Raw genomic sequence first — 17,679 nt, 5'->3', positions numbered from 1 at the left:
GCTAGAACCTTCCTGCCAGAATGAAATCGGCCGCCTCATCAAGGTCGCGCGCGACATGGACGGGAAGAAGCTCGCGGGCGATGCCGCGGGCCAGCGTCTGCTGGCCCTTTCCGGTCTGCACAAGAATGCGATGGCAGCCGGCAGCCTTTGCCGCTTCGAGATCGCGCCCGCTGTCGCCGATAAAAACCGTCTCTTTGGGACGGTGGCCGAACTTCCGCATCGCTTCGATCAGCATGCCGGGGCCGGGCTTACGTCGCTCCGTCGCCGCCCAGGGCGCGTCCGGGGCAACGATAATGTCATCAAGCTGCCCGCCAACCTTCGCGAGCGCGTCGTTGAGCTTGCCGTGGATGGCGGCAAGCTGCTCAAACGAGATAATCCCGCGCCCGATGCAGGACTGGTTGGTTGCCACCACCAACTGGTGGCCGTGTTCTTTCAGGCGGGCAATGGCTTCCAGCGCCTTCGGAATGAACACAAGCTCGCCCGGCGTTTTAACAAAATCCGCCCGGTCCTCGTTGATCACGCCGTCCCTGTCCAGCAACACTAGCATCACATCATCCGGCCGAGCGTGCGAAGAACCACCCGCCGCACTGTATAGCGCGTGAGAAGCGCGATCAGAAGCGGCAGCAGGAGGAGCGCAATGATCCCTTCGATGCCGATACTAAGGGGCGGCAACATCGAAGCCTCCAGTGATCCGATCAGAAAATTGAAGATAAACATGACGATAACCGCAATTATAAGACCCGGCAGGGAGCCGAGAAAGCTCAAGCGGGCAAAGTAGTTCTGAAACTGCTCCGCGATGTAATTATCCCGCGCACCGATCAGATGGAGAACCTGAATTACTTCGGAATGCATGACAAGGCCGGTGCGAACCGCGAAAATAACGATAATCACCGTGACCGCGCCGATCAGCAGCATGATGCCGCCCGCCAGGAACTGTACGGAGCGGCCGAGCAGCACCATCTTGTCGAGCCACGGCCGATGGATGTCAAGACGCGCGCCGGGAACGGCCTCGCTCAGCTTTTCGCTGAGGGCGGCGAGGTTGACCGCGCTGTCGGGCGCGATAATCACTTCGATCAGCCGCGGGATCGGCAGATCGCCAAGGGAGGCATTCCGCCCAAGGAAGGGTTCGAGCAGCTTCAGCGTTTCGGCCTGCTCGATAGCCCGCACCGAGGCGACGCCGGGCGTTGCCTCAAGGAGCGCAACCGCGTCCGCGACTTTTCGGTCGAGATCGGCGGCGGAATCATGGGCGATTTCCACCGTGAGATTGCCGGTCAGGGTCTGCGACCAGCTTCCGATCGCGTTGTTGAGCGAGAAGAGGCCGCCGATGGCAAGGGCGGCGAGGAAAATCATCGCCGAGATAACCACCGGCAGATAGCGGGTGGAAACGTCTTTTTCGAGCTGCAGTTCCGCAGATTTGCCGGCAAAACGGATCATGCGTCCTCTCCGCCAAACTGCGCCGGGACTTCATTCTGGCGGCGCGTGGTGAGTTGACCGTCTTTCAGATACATCACCGGGTTTCCAAAGCGTTTGATCAGTTCAAGGTCATGGGTGGCAACGACAACGGTCGTGCCGATTTTATTCAGCTCCTGAAAAAGATGCATCAGGCGCAGCCCCATGTCCCAGTCCATGCTGCCGGTCGGCTCATCGGCGATCAAGAGGCGCGGGCGGTTGATCACGGCGCGGGCGATGGCGACGCGCTGCTTCTCGCCGCCCGACAGCGTCGGCGGCTTCGCGTCCACCTGCCGACCGAGCCCGACCCATTCCAGCAACTCCGCCACATGCGTGTAGATCTGGTCGTTCTTCGCCCCCGCAATTTTCAGCGGCAGCGCGACATTTTCGAGGGCGGAGAGGTGATCGAGCAGGCGGAAATCCTGAAACACAACGCCGATCTTGCGCCGCATGGCGGGCAGGTCATCGCGCGGAATTCCCGAAAGCTCCCGGTCGAACATCGTTATGAGGCCGCGGCTCGGGCGATGGGAGAGGGCGAGCAATTTGAGGAGAGAACTTTTGCCGGCGCCGGTCGGCCCCGTCAGAAAATGAAAGGATCCCGGTTGCAGGTGAAAACTGACGTCGCGCAAAACCTCCGGTCCGAGGCCATAACGCATTCCTACATTTTCAAACCTGACCATTCGTCCTCCGGGCAAAACGCGTCTGAGCATAAACTATGATAGATTTATCAGCCAGTCTTGTGCATGTGCAAGCAAACGCCTATAAAAAAGAAACTTTAATTCGTGAGATGGTGTCTCTCGCCGATGATTTTAACCTGTCCCGGTTGCGCAACTCGTTATTCCATCGACCCGGTTACCATTGGCCCGGAAGGCCGTGCCGTGAAATGCGCGAAATGCGGCCACAAGTGGCGGGAATATCAGCCGGACGACATGCCAAAGCCGGTGCCGCCCGCGCCTACGGTGACCGAAACGGAGCCGCAGCCCGAGGACGGTCTTAGCATCGAGCAGATGACGGCGGCACGAAAGCCGGCGGCGGCGCCCGTGGTCACAGCCCCAAAGCGCGGTTGGATCGGCTGGCTCCTGCTCCTTCTGGTGCTGGTCATGCTTGTCGGCGGCGCGTATGTCGCCCGCAACAACATCGTTGCGCAATGGCCGGCGAGCGCGGCGGTCTATCAGGCGCTGCGCATTGATGTTGAAACACCCAACAAGCTTGGTCTGGAGATCCATGACCTCCGAACGCGCTCTGTTCTCCAGGACGGCGTGACGACGCTCACCGTCACCGGCGTCATCCGAAATGTCACCGAGACGCCTCATCCGCTGCCGCGTATCCGGATTGCGTTGATCGACGCCGAGGGACAGTCTGTTTACAGTTGGACAACGACGGTCGAGGAGCCGCAGGTGATGCCGTGGGGGCAGGTCGAGTTTTCGAGCAGCATGAACGAGCCGCCGGCGGAAGCGAAAAACGTCAAGGTCGATCTGATCGACCCTGAAAAGTGACTCCCCGTCAGAGGAGCGGGTCGGGATGAACGCGGGCGATAAACCTGAAATTGAAGTTCTCTATGCCAGCGGGGAAATCGCAAAACGCATCGAGGAGCTGGCCGAGGATATCGCGGCGAGCATGGGCCCGGATATTCTCGTGATCGCGATCCTGAAGGGGAGCTTCGTTTTTGCCGCCGACCTGATCCGCGCGCTCCACCATGCCGGGATCAATCCGCAAATTGATTTTATGGCGCTCTCCTCCTACGGCGACAAGACGGTGAGCAGCGGCAATGTCGTCATCACCCGCGATATTGTCGATCCGGTCGCGGGCCGCCAGATCCTGCTGATTGATGATATTCTTGAATCGGGACGCACCCTCTCCTTTGCGACCGGCGAACTCATCGCGCGCGGCGCAGGCATGGTCAAGACCTGCCTGATGCTGGACAAAAAGGGCAAGCGGGTGACCGATTTCGAAGCCGATTTCGTCGGTTTCGACTGCCCGGATCGCTTTGTTGTTGGCTACGGCCTCGATTATGCGCATTATTTCCGTGAACTGCCCTATATAGGCTACATTGTCAGGCGCGGAACGGAGGCATGAATGGCGCGTATACTGATCGCTGAAGATGAGGCCGCGCTTCGGGAATTCATCAGCCGCGCGCTGATCCATCACGGGCATGAAGTCGTCGCTGTCGGCGACGGTGCGGACGCGCTGGTCACGCTGCAGCGCGGACAGCCGTTCGATCTTTTGCTGACGGATATTGTCATGCCGGTGATGGACGGCATTGCGCTCGCGCTGAAGGTGGCGAAGGAGTTCCCCGATCTTCGCATCCTCATGATGACGGGTTATGCGGCCGAACGGCAGCGCGCCTACAATCTCGATGTCCTCATCCATGACGTGATTGCCAAGCCGTTCACGCTCGCTGAAATTTGCGAGAAGGTGACGGAGGCGCTGACCAGCGATCGGACAAACTTGCGCCCCGCAACGACGGTCGACCGAGGATTGCAGCAGAAGCGACAGGATAATCCGTAAGCGCTCTGCCCCGTTCACATGACTTTGAAGAACTGATAGAAGACCGTGGCGCCGGCAACGGCAATGGCAACGCCATAGGGAAGCTGAATGCCCATCGACTTGACGGTTTGCAGCATCGGCGCCGGCTGGTGGAGAATTTTCACGAAGAACCAGTCAATCAGCGCGGAGAGCGGCGGCCTGCGGAGGATTAGAACCGGGATCACGAAAACAAGCGCGAGCGCGCCGCCGGCAAGGCATGTCATCAGCAGCAGCAGAAGGAGCTGGTCAGGTCCCGCCCAGAGCGCCAGCGCGGCGAGGAGCTTGACATCGCCGCCGCCCAACCAGCCGAGGGCAAAAATGAAGATCCCGACGACAAGGACGCCAAGACCGCAGAGGAGATGCCACGGGATCTCGGCCCAGCTTCCGGTCATGCCGGCGCTGAGGAAGTACAGCAAAGCTATTATAAGCGGGAGCAGGTTCGGAATCCGCCGCGAATAGACATCCCAGATCGCGGCGACGACCAGAAGGCCGCCGGCCGACATCATCAGAACTGGCATCGTGCTTTCCCACCTTACAGCTTGCCTCAGACAGGCCGAATTTTACGCGCAAGGTCTTAGCGTGGGGTTAACAAATGCAGGGGAATTTTATGAGAATCCGGCGTAACGCGGATGGTGCCCCTGGCCTGACTCGAACAGGCACGCCCTGAGGACAACAGATTTTGAATCTGTCGCGTCTACCAATTCCGCCACAGGGGCCCGTGTGGAAAATGCGCACTATAACGATGATTTTTAGCCGGTCAATAAAATCCGCAAGGGCCTTCATTTATCATATTTTAAGGTTAGCGATTGTAGTAATTCGGGAAAGCGGCTAAGAAGCCACATCCTGACAGGCGATAAAAAAGTACGGACCCGGTTATGCTTCGACGTTTGTATGACTTTACAATGAGCCTTGCTGCAAAGCCGCGGGCGAAGTGGTTTCTCGGCGGCGTTTCTTTCATTGAAAGCTCGTTTTTTCCCATTCCGCCGGACGTCCTGCTCATTCCCATGGTGCTTGCCAATCGTCAGGAAGCCTGGCGGCTCGCCTTTCTCTGCAGCGTCACGTCGGTGCTGGGCGGCCTGTTCGGCTATCTCGTCGGGGCCTTTTTCTTCGAGCTGATTGGCGCACCGATCATCGATTTCTACGGCTATGCAAATAAATTCGCCGAATTCAGCGCCTATTACAACGAATGGGGCGGGTGGATTGTCGCCTTTTTCGGCCTGACGCCCTTTCCATATAAAGTGATCACTATTGCGAGCGGCGTTACGCAACTCGATATCCTTGTGTTTATTGTGGCCTCCACCCTGTCACGGAGCCTGCGTTTCTTTGTAGTTGCCGGGCTGCTCTGGAAGTTCGGCGCGCCGATCCAGACCTTCATTGAAAAGTATCTCGGTCTTTTGACCGTTCTTTTCTTCATTCTGTTGATCGGCGGGTTTGTGGCGATTAAATATCTCATGTAGTCAGCACGGAAGGAGCGCGATTGGCATGGCGTGGATGCAGAGAAATGCGTTGTGGATTGCCCTTCTCGCTGCCGCCGCGGCGCTCGCGTTCGCCTTCACGTCGCAATATGTCTTTGACCTCTGGCCTTGCGTTCTCTGTCTTTATCAGCGCTGGCCCTATGCGATGGTCATCATCCTCGCGCTTGCCGGGATAACGCTTCGCAAACGATATGGCGCTGCGCCCTTTCTGCTGCTTGCCGCCCTTGCGTTCCTCGTGACGGCCGGGATCGGCGGTTATCACGTCGGCGTCGAGCAAGGATGGTGGGAGGGAACCGCAGAATGTGTCGGCGATACTGGCGCGGTGAGCAATATCAATGATTTGAAAGCCAAAATCATGTCGACACCGCTCGTCCGCTGCGATGAGATCGCGTGGTCCCTGTTCGGTATTTCCATGGCCGGTTACAATGTCATCTTCGCCATAGTTATGGCTGTCTTTTGTTTTATCACTGCGCTAAGTTCTTCAAGGAAGAATTAAGAGGCAAAGATGATCGACACATCTCCGCAGGACGACAAGCCCCGCTTTGGCCGTCAGCCCGGCGATCTCAGCCCGCGCGAACAGCTTGAGCGGATTATTCGGGTGGATCATGCCGGAGAGTTCGGCGCGGTCCGTATCTACGAGGGGCAGCTTGCCGTGCTCGGCAAGACGGAGTCGGCTGAAACCCTCCGGCATATGAAAGAGCAGGAAGAGCTGCACCGCAAGAAGTTCGAAGAGCTGCTGGCGGCGCGGCGTGTGCGGCCGACGCTTCTTGGCCCCGTCTGGCACCTCGCCGGATTTGCGCTTGGCGCGGGCACGGCGCTGCTCGGCAAGGAAGCGGCAATGGCCTGCACCGAAGCGGTCGAGGAAGTGATCGACGAGCATTACCGCGCGCAGCTCGAAACGCTTGGGCCGGAGGAAGCGGCGCTGAAAGAGACCATATCGCAGTTTCGCGACGAAGAGATCGAACACCGCGATATTGCCCGCAGCGAAGGTGCGAGCGATGCGCCGGGCTACGAGCTGCTGACAACGGCGGTCAAAACAGGATCCAAGCTCGCGATCTGGCTCTCATCGCGTATCTGACAAGCTTTGGTGCAGCGACGGTCGCCTTGGGAGCGACCGCGTGTCATTTTACGGAAAATCGCAGCGCGTTGCCGAGATGGTGGCGAAGCTCTGTTTGCCGGCAAGGATGCTGAAGCGATACTCATTCGCGCCGAAGACGACGCTTTTGTGCAGTGGCAGCACACCCGACAGCTGCTCCGTCTGTCCACCAAGCTGCGTGAAGGTGATTTCCACGGGTTCGTTCGGGTCATACCAGGCTTCCACGCGGTTTTCCGCATTGACGGCGGATTTGCCTTTGCCGGTAACGGTGATCGTGCCGTTGCCGAGGCTGACGGAGTTGCCGGGGCTTGAGAAGATTGGCGTGTTGACGATAAAGCGCTTCGTTTCCGGCGCGGGATCGCAGTTCTGGCTGTTCTGGGCGAGCGTTATAAGGGATTGCAGCCGCTCCGCCTCCAGGCCGTCATTGATGCGCTGCTGAACCAGCGTCAGAATGTCCCGCACGGCGCCGGTCGGGATCTCATTTTCGAACTTGTCACGCCAGACGCGGGCCTCGGCCAGCGCCGCGCTCTGCTTGTCGAGCGCCGCCCGTGCCTGATCGTTCAGCCGGTCATTCTCGCTGGTCAGCGCGATGACCTGCCCTTCGATATCGGCAATGCGTCGCTCCGCATTGGCCTGTCCTTCATAATAGCCGTAGGTCCCGGCCCCCGCGAGCAGCGCGATATAGAATATAAACTTGAAAAAGCGGCTGCGCCGTTGGCGGGCCTGCTTTTTCTCGGAAAGTCCAAGACCGTAACTCATTTTACATCATATCTCGACAGGAACAGTTCATATGAAATCGGTTCCTATATAGACGCCGAGGGGCGGGTAGTGCAAGTAGGCGAGGGGCAAAATCCTAATGCTCGAGCTCCGTATCCCAGTAGAGATAGTCGCGCCAGCTTTCATGCAGGTAGTTCGGCGGGAAGCCACGCCCGCGCCTGTTAAGGAGTTCGGGCGTCGGGATAAAGGGCGCAACGGCGGGAAACATATTGGCGTCGCGCGGCGTGCGGCCGCCCTTTCGCATGTTGCATGGCGCGCAGGCGGTGGTGATATTCTTCCAGTTCGTCCGCCCGCCAAGACGCCGCGGCAGCACGTGATCAAACGTCAACTCCTCGGCCGAGCCGCAATATTGGCAGCGGAAACCGTCGCGAAGAAAAAGATTGAAACGCGTGAAGGCTGGCTGGCGGCTCTGGCGGACATAATGCTTCAGGCTGATGACGCTCGGCAGGCACATTTCAAAGCTCGGCGAGCGGATCACCCGGTCATATTCAGAGACGATGTTGACGCGATCCAGAAAGACCGACTTCAGGGTGTCCTGCCACGACCAGAGTGACAAGGGGAAATAGCTCAGCGGCCTGTAGTCGGCGTTCAACACAAGGGCCGGATATTTTTCAACTGACGCCTGCACCGGTTTTGTCTCCACGCGAGGTGACTGCCAGAAAGTTTGGCGCGTTCGCTGTAAAATTGCAAATGCTAATACAGTCTTTTGTATGAAATATTTTATGCGCCACCATATCTAGGTAATGGTTGAATTTCATCGCAACCGAGGTGAAGCCCGATATGCGCGCCGGTCAGACGGCGTAAAAGCGGCGGATTTGCTTAACTCTCCCCGCGGCGCGACGGCGCCTGCACCACATCCGCATAATAACGCCACAGAATGCGCGCCGCAACGGTGCGATAGGGACGAAGCGGTTCGCCGAGCAGGTCCATCGCCATCGCATCGGGCCGCGCCGGAAGGCCTTTCAAATGGCCGAGAGCGGTTTGCAGGGCGACATCGCCCGCCGGCCAGATATCGCGGCGGCCAAGGCAGGCGATCATATATATTTCCGCGGTCCAGCGGCCGATGCCCTTGATGCGGGTAAGCTGTTCCAGCACGGCGGCATCATCATGTTCATGCAGGCGATCGAGCAGCAGGCGGCCTTCGACAATCTCGCTTGCAAGGGCGAGGCAGTAGCGCGCTTTCTGGCGGCTGAGGCCAACGCGGCGGAGCGCCTCCTCATCCTGCAGCATCATCCGCTCGGGCGTAAAGGGCGTGACGGCGGCGGCGAGCCGTTGCCAGATTGCTTCGGCGCTCGCCAGCGACACCTGCTGCTCGATGATGATTTTCGTGAGATGCTCAAAGCCTGCCGGGCGGCTGCGGTCGGGGAGCGGGCGGATCAGCGTCAGCGCACGGGCGAAATCGGCGTCTCTTGCCCGAATGAAGGCAAAGGCATCCGCGATATAATCGCCCGCCGTCATTGCGCTGTATTGAGCGCCGTCGTCAGGTTCGTTGAACAGTTCAGGCTTTTGGCGGCGAGGGCGATCTGGTAGGCGTCGCTTTCCCCCTCGGCATCCGCATGGGGGATATCCGGTGCGAGCCCGACACCGTGGAAGGTCGGGCCACCGCCCGTCGTGAAGCGGCCCGTCGTCAGCCTCAGGCCGCCGCCGTTGCGCAGCGGCATCAGCGATTGCATCAGGCCCTTGCCATAGCTCTGTTCCCCGAACAGCTTGGCGCGCGCCTGATATTTCAGCGCCCCTGCAACGATCTCGGAGGATGATGCGGATTTCTTGTTCAGCATGACGACAATGGGAGTTCCTCGCGCCTGGTCGCCATGTTCCGCCTCCCGAACGATCATCCGGTGGCCGCGGTTCTCAACGGAGTATATGTTGCCGCCGTCGAGAAAGGCGTCGGCGACCATCTCGGCGGCTGAAACGAGCCCGCCCGGATTGTTCCGCATATCAAGAACGATGCCGCAGAGCCCGGAGCCGAGTTCCCGGTCAATGTCCCGAAGCGCGGCCGTGACGCCTGAGCCAGTCTTGCGGGTGAAGGAATAAATCCGGATATAGCCGACATTCCCCTCCACCCGATGGGCGACAGAAGGAACCTCCACTTCCTTGCGGGTAACGGCAACCAGCATCGGATCAGTGAGGGGCGGGCGGCGAATGGTCAGCTCGGCGATGCTGTCTTCCGGTCCGCGAAGCAGCGCGCGGGCCTCCTGCAACGTCAGGCCTTTGATGGGGTTGCCATCGACATGGGTAATAATGTCCTTCGCGCGGAGATCGGCGGCTTCCGCACCGGAGCCTTTCAAGAGATCCATGATGGTGAGATCGCCCTCAACCATGCGGATATGAACACCAAGGCCAATAAAATGGCCATCGAGACTCTCGCGGTAGGTGGAGAAATGCTGCGGGGCCATATAGCCTGTGAAGCGGTCCATCGAGGCGAGCATGGCATTGAGGGCGCGGGTCGTCGGATCCGTCTCGAACGGCGCCTTGCTGTCATCCGGGGTTGCCGCGAGCGCCTTGATCGCCCGGTCGATCAGCTGCTCGGGATTGACATCGTCGACATAGCGCCGGTCGATCGTTTCCAGAACGTCCGCCATGACGGCGATATTCTCCGCTGTGCGGGGATCGTCGCGGACAATTTCGCGATAGGCATTCTCATAACGCTCCATCGCCGTGTTGATATCATGATTGCGGCTGATCGGGATAGCGCACGCCGTCACCAGCAGCAGGATATTCAGCGCGATCAAGATACGTCTAAACATTTGTCTCGCCTGTCGGTCTTCTTTATATACTTAACAAACAATTAACAAAGGCTACCGCCGGGGTGGATGGCTGACAACAAAAACAGGTAAAATTTTAGATGTATTGTGAGTATATTTTAACGTCCGGCCCCCTGTTAACGATATGGTAACTATAACCCGCTTCGCGCCGAGTCCAACGGGATATTTGCATCTTGGGCATGTTTACTCGGCGGCCTCTGCCTTTCGCGCGGCGCGTGAAAGCGGCGGCCATTTCCTGCTTCGGATCGAGGATATCGACGTGACCCGATGCCGGCCTGAATTTGAGGCCGGGATCTTTGAGGATCTCGCCTGGCTGGGGTTCGAATGGGAAGAGCCGGTGCGCCGCCAGAGTGAGCATTTCGATGACTATGCGGCGCTCCTTGCGAAGCTTTCGGACCGCGATCTGATCTATCCCTGCTTCTGTACGCGGAAGGAAATTGCCACCGAAATAGCCCGCAGCAATTCGGCCCCGCACGGCCCCGACGGGCCTGCATATCCGGGGATTTGCCGGCATTTGAGCCCGGCGGAGCGGCAGGCGCGCTATGCCGACGGATCACCTTACGCGCTTCGTCTCGATATGGTTAAGGCGATGGCCTCAGTACCGCTTGCCGCGCTTCGCTTCGAGGAAGTGAACAAGGGGTTCATCCAGTGCAATCCGGCCCCCTTCGGTGACATTGTTCTCGCCCGCAAGGAGACGCCTGCGAGCTATCATCTCGCCGTCACGTTCGATGACGCGGTGCAGGGGGTCAACCTCGTGGTACGCGGGCAGGATCTCTTTGCGGTGACGCATATCCATCGCCTTCTTCAGGCGCTTCTCGACCTACCGACGCCGCGATATCTGCATCACGGGCTGATCTCCGATCCGCAGGGAAAGCGGCTTTCGAAGCGCGACGGCGCGGCCACTGTCCGATCCCTCCGCGAGGAAGGCTATACAGCCGAAGAAGTGCTGAAAATGATCGACTATAGTTAATTTCCGGCGGGTGGCTGCGAATCTCCCGCCGCGAAACCATCAGGCGACATCGTCATATTTCATAATGATGTCCACCATGTCGATAATGATTCCCGCCATGTCGAAATCCTTCGGCGTATAGACCGCGCTGACACCCGCTTTCTTCAGCTTTGCCGCATCGTCGGGCGGAATAATCCCGCCGACAACCACCGGAATGTGACCGAGCCCCTCGGCGGCAAGCCGCTCGCAGACTTCGGTGGCAAGCGGAATATGCGAGCCGGAGAGAATGGAGAGGCCGACGAGATCGACGCTGCCCGCCTTGGCGGCCGTGACGATCTGCTCGGGCGTCAGGCGGATCCCTTCATAGACCACCTTCATGCCGCTGTCGCGCGCGGCAACCGCAATCTGCTCGGCGCCGTTCGAATGGCCGTCGAGGCCCGGCTTGCCGACCAAAACCTTGAGCGGCCGGCCAAGCTCGCCGCTCGCAACCGCGACTTTTTCGCGCGCGGGCTCCAGAATGTCATTCTCGACGTTGGAGACGGCGACACCGACGCCTGTCGGGGCGCGATATTCACCGTAGACCTGACGGAGCGCTTCCGACCATTCGCCGGTCGTGACGCCGGCCTTTGCGGCGACGATGGAGGGTGGCATGATGTTGCTGCCCTCGCGGGCGGCTTTGGAGAGGGCTTCAAGCGCACGCTGGACGGCATTTTCATCGCGGCTCGCGCGCCAGGCTTTCAGTCGCTCGATCTGCTCGGCCTCGGCGGCTTCGTCAACGACCATGATGCCGCCGTCCGACTCCTGCGTGAGCGGAGACGGCGCGGATTCGGTAAAGCGGTTGACGCCGATAACCGGCAGCTCCCCGGCGATGACCGACTGGACGCGGGCGGTGTTGGAATTGACGAGGCTTTCTTTCAGATAGCCCGTGTCCACCGCGGCGACGGCGCCGCCCATTTCCTCGATCAGGCGCAGCTCCTCGCGCGCGGCGGCCTTCAGCTCTTCCACCTTGCGGTCGATTTCGACGGAGCCCTCGAAAATATCGCCGAACTCCAGAAGATCGGTCTCATAGGCGACGATCTGCTGCAGGCGGAGCGACCATTGCTGATCCCACGGGCGCGGCAGCCCGAGCGCCTCGTTCCAGGCCGGAAGCTGGACGGCGCGGGCGCGGGCTTTTTTGGAGAGCACCACGGCGAGCATTTCGAGGAGGATACGATAGACGTTATTTTCCGGCTGCTGTTCGGTGAGGCCAAGCGAGTTGACCTGAACGCCGTAGCGGAAGCGGCGGAACTTCTCTTCCCTGACGCCGTAACGATCGCGCAGGATTTCATCCCAAAGGTCGACGAAGGCGCGCATCTTGCACATTTCAGTGATGAAGCGAATCCCCGCATTGACGAAGAAACTGATCCGTCCCGTGGCTTCCGGAAAGTCCTCCGGTGCGATCTGGCCGCTGTCCCGCACCGCATCAAGAACGGCAATCGCGGTTGCAAGTGCGAAGGAAAGCTCCTGCACCGGCGTCGCGCCGGCCTCCTGAAGATGGTAGGAGCAGACGTTGGTCGGGTTCCATTTCGGCATTTCGCGGTAGGTGTAGCTCACGACGTCCGTGATAAGCCGCATGCTCGGGCTGGGCGGAAAGATATAGGTCCCGCGGGAGAGATACTCCTTGATGATATCGTTCTGGACTGTTCCCTGCAGCGCCGAGATATCGGCATTCTGTTCCTCGGCGACCGCAATATAGAGCGCGAGCAGCCACGCGGACGTGGCGTTTATCGTCATGGAAGTATTCATCTTTTCGAGGGGGATGCCCTCAAAAAGAGTGCGCATGTCACCAAGATGGCAGATCGGAACGCCGACCTTTCCAACCTCGCCGCGGGCGAGAACATGATCCGAATCATAGCCGGTTTGGGTCGGCAGATCGAAGGCGACGGAGAGGCCGGTCTGCCCGCGCGCAAGATTAGTCTTGTAGAGCTCATTCGATGCGCTGGCCGAAGAATGACCGGAGTAGGTACGGAAAAGCCAGGGCCGGTCTTTCTTTGAAACGGCGGTTTTCGGGGCTTCCATTTCGACTTTCCTCATAATATTATTTCGTTTTGAACGTCAAATCAGAGCGGTTGTTACGCGACGGTGTTTCACTGCGTAATAACATATCTCCGTGCTGCAATGCAAAAAATACTTGTTATCTGGCCAAAGGTCAGTAATCTTCCCGCAAACGGGGCTAATGTAAAGGTCTCAGTTCCAATTTTGATGCGATGCGATATATCATGCGAGACTCGGGAATTTGTAAGCTCTGATATCTGCGCTTTATAGATATAGAACCCTAAAAATGCGAAGGATGTTTTGATGTCAAATACGCAATCAGCCGCTCTGTCCGAAACAGGCGCTCACTTACCGGCTGGCAAGATTAAGGATCTTTACGAGGTCGGCGAAATTCCGCCGCTCGGTCATGTCCCTGCCAAGATGTACGCCTGGGCGATCCGTCGGGAGCGCCATGGCGTGCCGGAAAAGGCAATGCAGATCGAAGTTGTGGACACGCCGGCGCTCGACAGTCACGACGTGCTGATTCTGGTTATGGCGGCGGGCGTGAACTACAACGGCGTCTGGGCGGCTCTCGGTGAGCCGATCTCGGTTTTTGATGTGCACAAGCAGCCCTATCACATCGCCGGTTCCGACGCGTCCGGCATTGTCTATGCCGTCGGCAACAAGGTGAAGCGCTTCAAGGTCGGCGATGAAGTTGTCGTTCACTGCAACCAGGATGACGGCGACGATGAGGAGTGTAACGGCGGCGATCCGATGTTCTCTCCCTCGCAGCGGATCTGGGGCTATGAGACGCCGGACGGGTCTTTCGCGCAGTTCGCCCGGGTTCAGGACCGGCAGCTTATGCCGCGCCCGAAACATCTGACGTGGGAGGAAAGCGCCTGCTACACCCTGACGCTTGCAACCGCCTACCGGATGCTGTTCGGTCATCGCCCGCATATCCTGCGGCCGGGTCACAACGTGCTGATCTGGGGCGCCTCGGGTGGCCTCGGCTCCATGGCCATTCAGATCTGCGCGGCCGCCGGCGCCAACGCGATCGGCGTCATTTCCGATGAAAGCAAGCGCGACTTCGTGATGTCTCTTGGCGCGAAGGGCGTTCTCAACCGCAAGGATTTTGACTGCTGGGGTCAGCTTCCCAAGGTCAACGGCGAAGGCTTTGCGGAATATATGAAGAAGACCCGCGAGTTCGGCAAGGCGATCTGGGAGATCACGGGCAAGGGCAATGACGTCGACTTCGTGTTCGAGCATCCCGGTGAGCAGACCTTCCCGGTCTCCTGCAACGTCGTCAAGCGCGGCGGCATGGTCGTTTTCTGCGCCGGCACAACCGGCTTTAACTTGACAATGGACGCGCGTTTTGTCTGGATGCGCCAGAAGCGTATTCAGGGTAGTCATTTCGCCAATCTGAAACAGGCAGCACAGGCCAACAACATGGTGCTGGAGCGGCGGATTGATCCCTGCATGTCGGAAGTCTTCTCCTGGGACGATATTCCGCGCGCGCACACGAAAATGATGAACAACGAACATAAGCCGGGCAATATGGCCGTGCTGGTTTCCGCTAAATATCCGGGTCTGCGGACGTTTGAGGATGCGATTGAGGCCGGTAACGAATAAACGACCATATCCCATAAGGAAGAATAAGAATGAAAACATCTGAACTGGTTGCGACGCCGGGCGCCTTACTTCTCGACGGGCTCGACGGTCTTTGTGAAAAGGCGCTTGCGGCGGCCGAAACTTTCAAGCAGCAGGCGATCATGTCGGTCGCGGATATCACCCGAGACGAGAAGGGCCGGATCAGCGCCGCGCTCGTGGACGCCAATCAGTATGCGACGCATGGTCTCGCCTGGCTTGCAACCTATGTCGAAGCGATGCGCGAAACGCTCAACTGGGCCCGCCACCTTGCGAGCGAAGGCAATTTCGGCGAGCTGGAGCAGTTCATCCTGCAGGCCGGCTTCAGCGAATATCTTGCGCAGATTGCGGGCGGCATTCCGATGTCGCTCGGCGAGATCATTCGCCCGGCCGATCTCGGCCTCGATGACGCGGCGATTGCCAAGTTCAAGACCGCCGAAGTCCGCACGCTGATCGAGGACGGTTATACATCAGCCGTGAAGGACCGTATTGCTGTCCTCGTTGCCGAAGGCATGGATACCGATCACTTCGGCAATCCGGGTCTCGACGAGACCTTCTCGATGATTCGCGACCAGTTCCGCCGCTTCGCTAACGAAGAGGTGATGCCCTATGCCCATGAATGGCATCTGAAGGACGAGCTGATCCCGATGCCGGTGATTCGGAAAATGTCGGAACTCGGCGTTTTCGGGCTGACCGTTCCGGAAAAATATGAAGGCCTCGGACTTGGCAAGATGTCCATGTGCGTCGTTTCCGAAGAACTGTCGCGCGGCTATATCGGCGTCGGCTCGCTCGGCACCCGCTCGGAGATTGCCGCGGAGCTGATCCTTGCCAACGGGACCGAGGAACAGAAGGACAAGTGGCTGGGTCCGATTGCGACGGGCAAGATCTTGCCGACGGCTGTCTTCACCGAACCGAATACCGGCTCCGATCTTGCCTCGCTCCGCACCCGTGCGGTCCGCGACGGTGACGTCTATAAGGTGACCGGTAACAAGACCTGGATCACGCATGCGGCCCGTGCCGACGTGATGACCATGCTGGTCCGCACCAATCCGAACGAGCCGGGCTACAAAGGCCTCTCCATGCTGCTCGCCGAAAAGCCACATATGACGGAAACGGAAGATTTTCCAGCCGAAGGCATGACCGGCGGCGAGATCGAGGTGCTCGGCTATCGCGGTATGAAGGAATATGAGCTCGGCTTCGATAATTTCGAGGTGAAGGCGGAAAACCTGCTCGGCGGCGAGGAGGGTAATGGCTTCAAGCAGCTCATGCAGACCTTCGAGAGCGCCCGCATCCAGACGGCGGCCCGCGCGCTCGGCGTTGCGCAGAATGCGATGGAGCTCGGCCTGCGTTATGCGCTGGACCGTATCCAGTTCTCCCGGCCGATCATCGAATTTCCGCGCGTTGCCGGCAAGCTCGCCTGGATGGCGGTGGAGATCATGATGGCGCGCCAGCTCACCTACGCGTCGGCCCGGGCCAAGGACGAAGGGCGTCGCTGCGACCTTGAAGCCGGTATGGCGAAGCTGCTTGGCGCCCGCGTCGCCTGGAGCACGGCGGACAACGCGCTGCAGATCCATGGCGGCAACGGCTTTGCGCTCGAATATCCGATCAGCCGTGTGCTGTGCGATGCGCGTATCCTCAACATTTTTGAGGGCGCCGGTGAAATCCAGGCGCAGGTCATCGCCCGCCGTCTGCTCGAAGGGGCCAACTGACGGGGGTTATCATGGAACAGAGGCTGTCGCTCATAACGCTCGGGGTTCGCGACCTTGGGCGGAGCACGGCCTTCTATGAAGCACTCGGCTGGAAGCGATCCCTGAGGGACGCTTCCGGCGTTTCCTTCTTCCAATGCGGCGGCATTGTCTTTTCGCTGTTTCCGCGCACCGAGCTTGCAAAAGATGCAGGCGTTGCGGAGGAGGGGAGCGGCTTCACGGGCATCGCCCTTGCCTACAACACGCGGAGCAGGGACGAGGTCGATGCGCTTCTGATGGACGTTCGCGGGCTAGGTGCGGAGATTGTCAAGCTGGCGGCGGAGACCTTCTGGGGCGGCTATGCCGGTTATTTTCGCGACCTTGACGGTCATCTTTGGGAAGTTGCCTGGAACCCCGGGTTCGAGATAACGGCGGACGGCGCGATAATCCTGCCGGACGGCTAGGCCGCTTCGCGCTTTTCCATCTTCCCCGTATATTCAAATCCGAGCACGGCCGCGATGGACGCGCCGAACAGCACGATGCCCCAGCTGACATAAAGCCAGATGAGAAATAGCGGGAACGCCGCCATCGCGCCGTAGATCACCTCGTATGAGGGGAAATACTGCAGGTAAAGTTTGAACAGCGTTTTCCCGAGCAGGAAAAGCACCGTTGCCGTCCCTGCGCCGATAAAGGCGTGCAGCCATTTCACCTCGCATGCCGGCACAATCCGGTAGAGGAGGAACAGGATGAGGAACGGCAGCAATATCGGCATGGTGAAGCTGACGAATTCCAGCGCCCCCGACAGGCGAAAGCCGGTCGCCTCCTCGCTGATCGCGATCAGCCAGTTGACGAGGGTAAGACTGCTGCCGAGCGCGATGGGGCCGATCAGCGTGATGACGATATAGGTCATGAGCCGGCGGAGCGGATTGCGCGTCGCGGCGACCTTCCATATCTGCGCAAAAATCTCCTCGATGCTCGCCATCAGCATCAGCGCGGTGATCGCGATACCGGCGAGGCCGAAATAGGTGAGCTGACCGGCATTGAGCGTAAAGCTGTGCATGGCGGCGTCGATTGCCTCGAATTTGGACGGCAGCAGATTGTCGACCAGCAGCCGCGTCAGCTTTTCCCGCAGATGGTGAAACGCCGGGATAGCCGTGAAAAAGGCGAAGGCGATGGCGGCGATCGGGACGATTGCAAGCAGTGTCTGATAACTGAGTGCCGTCGCCATGCGCAGGCAGTTCTGCTCCTTGAAATGGCGCCAGATCCGGACGAGAAAATTGATCAGAAATATGTCCTGCAC

At 59.3% G+C, this 17,679-nt stretch carries 20 protein-coding genes and 1 tRNA gene; 10 read left to right on the top strand and 11 right to left on the bottom strand.

Going from position 1 to position 17,679, the window contains the following annotated elements:
• Position 1: 1 nt before the first annotated feature.
• The 3 genes from V7Z56_RS15135 to ftsE are packed head-to-tail and all read right to left on the bottom strand — an operon-like array spanning position 2 to position 2,129.
• The gene (locus V7Z56_RS15135; protein WP_334130392.1) at positions 2-547 is read right to left on the bottom strand and encodes a D-glycero-alpha-D-manno-heptose-1,7-bisphosphate 7-phosphatase; all 546 of its coding nucleotides are present in this window, start codon (positions 545-547) and stop codon (positions 2-4) included.
• Positions 547-1,434 carry a cell division protein FtsX gene (locus tag V7Z56_RS15130; RefSeq protein WP_334130391.1) on the bottom strand — a complete coding sequence of 296 codons (888 nt, stop codon included), beginning with the start codon at positions 1,432-1,434 and terminating at the stop codon, positions 547-549. The genes V7Z56_RS15135 and V7Z56_RS15130 overlap by 1 nt, the downstream gene beginning before the upstream one ends.
• Entirely contained in the window at positions 1,431-2,129 is a 699-nt protein-coding gene (ftsE, locus tag V7Z56_RS15125; protein WP_334130390.1) for a cell division ATP-binding protein FtsE, read from the bottom strand. Before ftsE ends, V7Z56_RS15130 begins: the two co-directional genes overlap by 4 nt.
• A gap of 123 nt (positions 2,130-2,252) precedes the next feature.
• Between ftsE and V7Z56_RS15120 the strand changes: the two genes are divergently transcribed.
• The 3 genes from V7Z56_RS15120 to V7Z56_RS15110 are packed head-to-tail and all read left to right on the top strand — an operon-like array spanning position 2,253 to position 3,957.
• The gene (locus V7Z56_RS15120) at positions 2,253-2,945 is read left to right on the top strand and encodes a DUF3426 domain-containing protein (protein ID WP_334130389.1); all 693 of its coding nucleotides are present in this window, start codon (positions 2,253-2,255) and stop codon (positions 2,943-2,945) included.
• A gap of 25 nt (positions 2,946-2,970) precedes the next feature.
• Positions 2,971-3,525: a hypoxanthine phosphoribosyltransferase gene (gene hpt, locus V7Z56_RS15115; protein ID WP_334130387.1), complete on the top strand. Its 555-nt coding sequence runs from the start codon at positions 2,971-2,973 to the stop codon at positions 3,523-3,525.
• Positions 3,526-3,957 (top strand): response regulator, encoded by a 432-nt coding sequence (locus V7Z56_RS15110; protein ID WP_334130386.1) that lies wholly within the window; start codon positions 3,526-3,528, stop codon positions 3,955-3,957.
• A 14-nt stretch (positions 3,958-3,971) separates the two neighbouring features.
• Here V7Z56_RS15110 and V7Z56_RS15105 read toward each other — a convergent pair whose 3' ends face one another.
• Positions 3,972-4,493 (bottom strand): A24 family peptidase, encoded by a 522-nt coding sequence (locus V7Z56_RS15105; protein ID WP_334130384.1) that lies wholly within the window; start codon positions 4,491-4,493, stop codon positions 3,972-3,974.
• A 112-nt stretch (positions 4,494-4,605) separates the two neighbouring features.
• Positions 4,606-4,691: transfer RNA gene (locus tag V7Z56_RS15100), tRNA-Leu, on the bottom strand.
• A 186-nt stretch (positions 4,692-4,877) separates the two neighbouring features.
• Here V7Z56_RS15100 and V7Z56_RS15095 point away from each other — a divergent pair.
• Genes V7Z56_RS15095 through V7Z56_RS15085 form a run of 3 tightly spaced genes read left to right on the top strand, consistent with a single transcriptional unit; the run spans position 4,878 to position 6,528 of the window.
• Positions 4,878-5,432, top strand: coding sequence for a YqaA family protein (locus tag V7Z56_RS15095; RefSeq protein WP_334130383.1), 555 nt, complete (start codon positions 4,878-4,880; stop codon positions 5,430-5,432).
• Between the two features lie 25 nt (positions 5,433-5,457).
• Complete coding sequence (locus tag V7Z56_RS15090; protein ID WP_334130381.1) at positions 5,458-5,946, top strand: disulfide bond formation protein B; 489 nt, start codon at positions 5,458-5,460, stop codon at positions 5,944-5,946.
• A 9-nt stretch (positions 5,947-5,955) separates the two neighbouring features.
• Positions 5,956-6,528 (top strand): demethoxyubiquinone hydroxylase family protein, encoded by a 573-nt coding sequence (locus V7Z56_RS15085; RefSeq protein WP_334130380.1) that lies wholly within the window; start codon positions 5,956-5,958, stop codon positions 6,526-6,528.
• Between the two features lie 48 nt (positions 6,529-6,576).
• On the opposite strand, the gene V7Z56_RS15080 is transcribed toward V7Z56_RS15085, so the two are convergent.
• The 4 genes from V7Z56_RS15080 to V7Z56_RS15065 form a co-directional block, all read right to left on the bottom strand.
• Positions 6,577-7,305 carry a hypothetical protein gene (locus V7Z56_RS15080; protein WP_334130378.1) on the bottom strand — a complete coding sequence of 243 codons (729 nt, stop codon included), beginning with the start codon at positions 7,303-7,305 and terminating at the stop codon, positions 6,577-6,579.
• A gap of 94 nt (positions 7,306-7,399) precedes the next feature.
• Positions 7,400-7,951 (bottom strand): HNH endonuclease, encoded by a 552-nt coding sequence (locus V7Z56_RS15075; protein ID WP_334130377.1) that lies wholly within the window; start codon positions 7,949-7,951, stop codon positions 7,400-7,402.
• Positions 7,952-8,142: 191 nt separating this feature from the next.
• A complete protein-coding gene (locus V7Z56_RS15070) occupies positions 8,143-8,781 on the bottom strand; it encodes a DNA-3-methyladenine glycosylase family protein (RefSeq protein WP_334130376.1) in 639 nt (212 codons plus the stop codon).
• The gene (locus V7Z56_RS15065; protein ID WP_334130375.1) at positions 8,778-10,070 is read right to left on the bottom strand and encodes a S41 family peptidase; all 1,293 of its coding nucleotides are present in this window, start codon (positions 10,068-10,070) and stop codon (positions 8,778-8,780) included. The genes V7Z56_RS15070 and V7Z56_RS15065 overlap by 4 nt, the downstream gene beginning before the upstream one ends.
• 142 nt (positions 10,071-10,212) lie before the next feature.
• Between V7Z56_RS15065 and gluQRS the strand changes: the two genes are divergently transcribed.
• Positions 10,213-11,058 (top strand): tRNA glutamyl-Q(34) synthetase GluQRS, encoded by an 846-nt coding sequence (gene gluQRS, locus V7Z56_RS15060; protein ID WP_334130374.1) that lies wholly within the window; start codon positions 10,213-10,215, stop codon positions 11,056-11,058.
• A 39-nt stretch (positions 11,059-11,097) separates the two neighbouring features.
• Here the strand turns inward: gluQRS and V7Z56_RS15055 are convergent, their stop codons facing one another.
• Complete coding sequence (locus V7Z56_RS15055) at positions 11,098-13,095, bottom strand: protein meaA (protein ID WP_334130373.1); 1,998 nt, start codon at positions 13,093-13,095, stop codon at positions 11,098-11,100.
• A 279-nt stretch (positions 13,096-13,374) separates the two neighbouring features.
• On the opposite strand from V7Z56_RS15055, the gene ccrA reads away from it, so the two are divergent.
• From ccrA to V7Z56_RS15040, 3 genes are read left to right on the top strand one after another with little or no spacing between them, the layout of a single operon-like run.
• Positions 13,375-14,679 carry a crotonyl-CoA carboxylase/reductase gene (ccrA, locus tag V7Z56_RS15050; RefSeq protein WP_334130372.1) on the top strand — a complete coding sequence of 435 codons (1,305 nt, stop codon included), beginning with the start codon at positions 13,375-13,377 and terminating at the stop codon, positions 14,677-14,679.
• 29 nt (positions 14,680-14,708) lie between these two features.
• The gene (locus V7Z56_RS15045; RefSeq protein ID WP_334130371.1) at positions 14,709-16,403 is read left to right on the top strand and encodes an acyl-CoA dehydrogenase family protein; all 1,695 of its coding nucleotides are present in this window, start codon (positions 14,709-14,711) and stop codon (positions 16,401-16,403) included.
• 11 nt (positions 16,404-16,414) lie between these two features.
• Positions 16,415-16,843, top strand: coding sequence for a VOC family protein (locus V7Z56_RS15040; RefSeq protein WP_334130370.1), 429 nt, complete (start codon positions 16,415-16,417; stop codon positions 16,841-16,843).
• On the opposite strand, the gene V7Z56_RS15035 is transcribed toward V7Z56_RS15040, so the two are convergent.
• Positions 16,840-17,679, bottom strand: a complete 840-nt coding sequence (locus V7Z56_RS15035) for a YihY family inner membrane protein (RefSeq protein WP_334130369.1) — start codon at positions 17,677-17,679, stop codon at positions 16,840-16,842. The genes V7Z56_RS15040 and V7Z56_RS15035 overlap by 4 nt on opposite strands.

It is taken from the genome of Sneathiella sp. (assembly GCF_036844445.1).
Taxonomy (GTDB): domain Bacteria; phylum Pseudomonadota; class Alphaproteobacteria; order Sneathiellales; family Sneathiellaceae; genus Sneathiella.
This window is presented reverse-complemented; position numbering and strand designations above follow the sequence as displayed.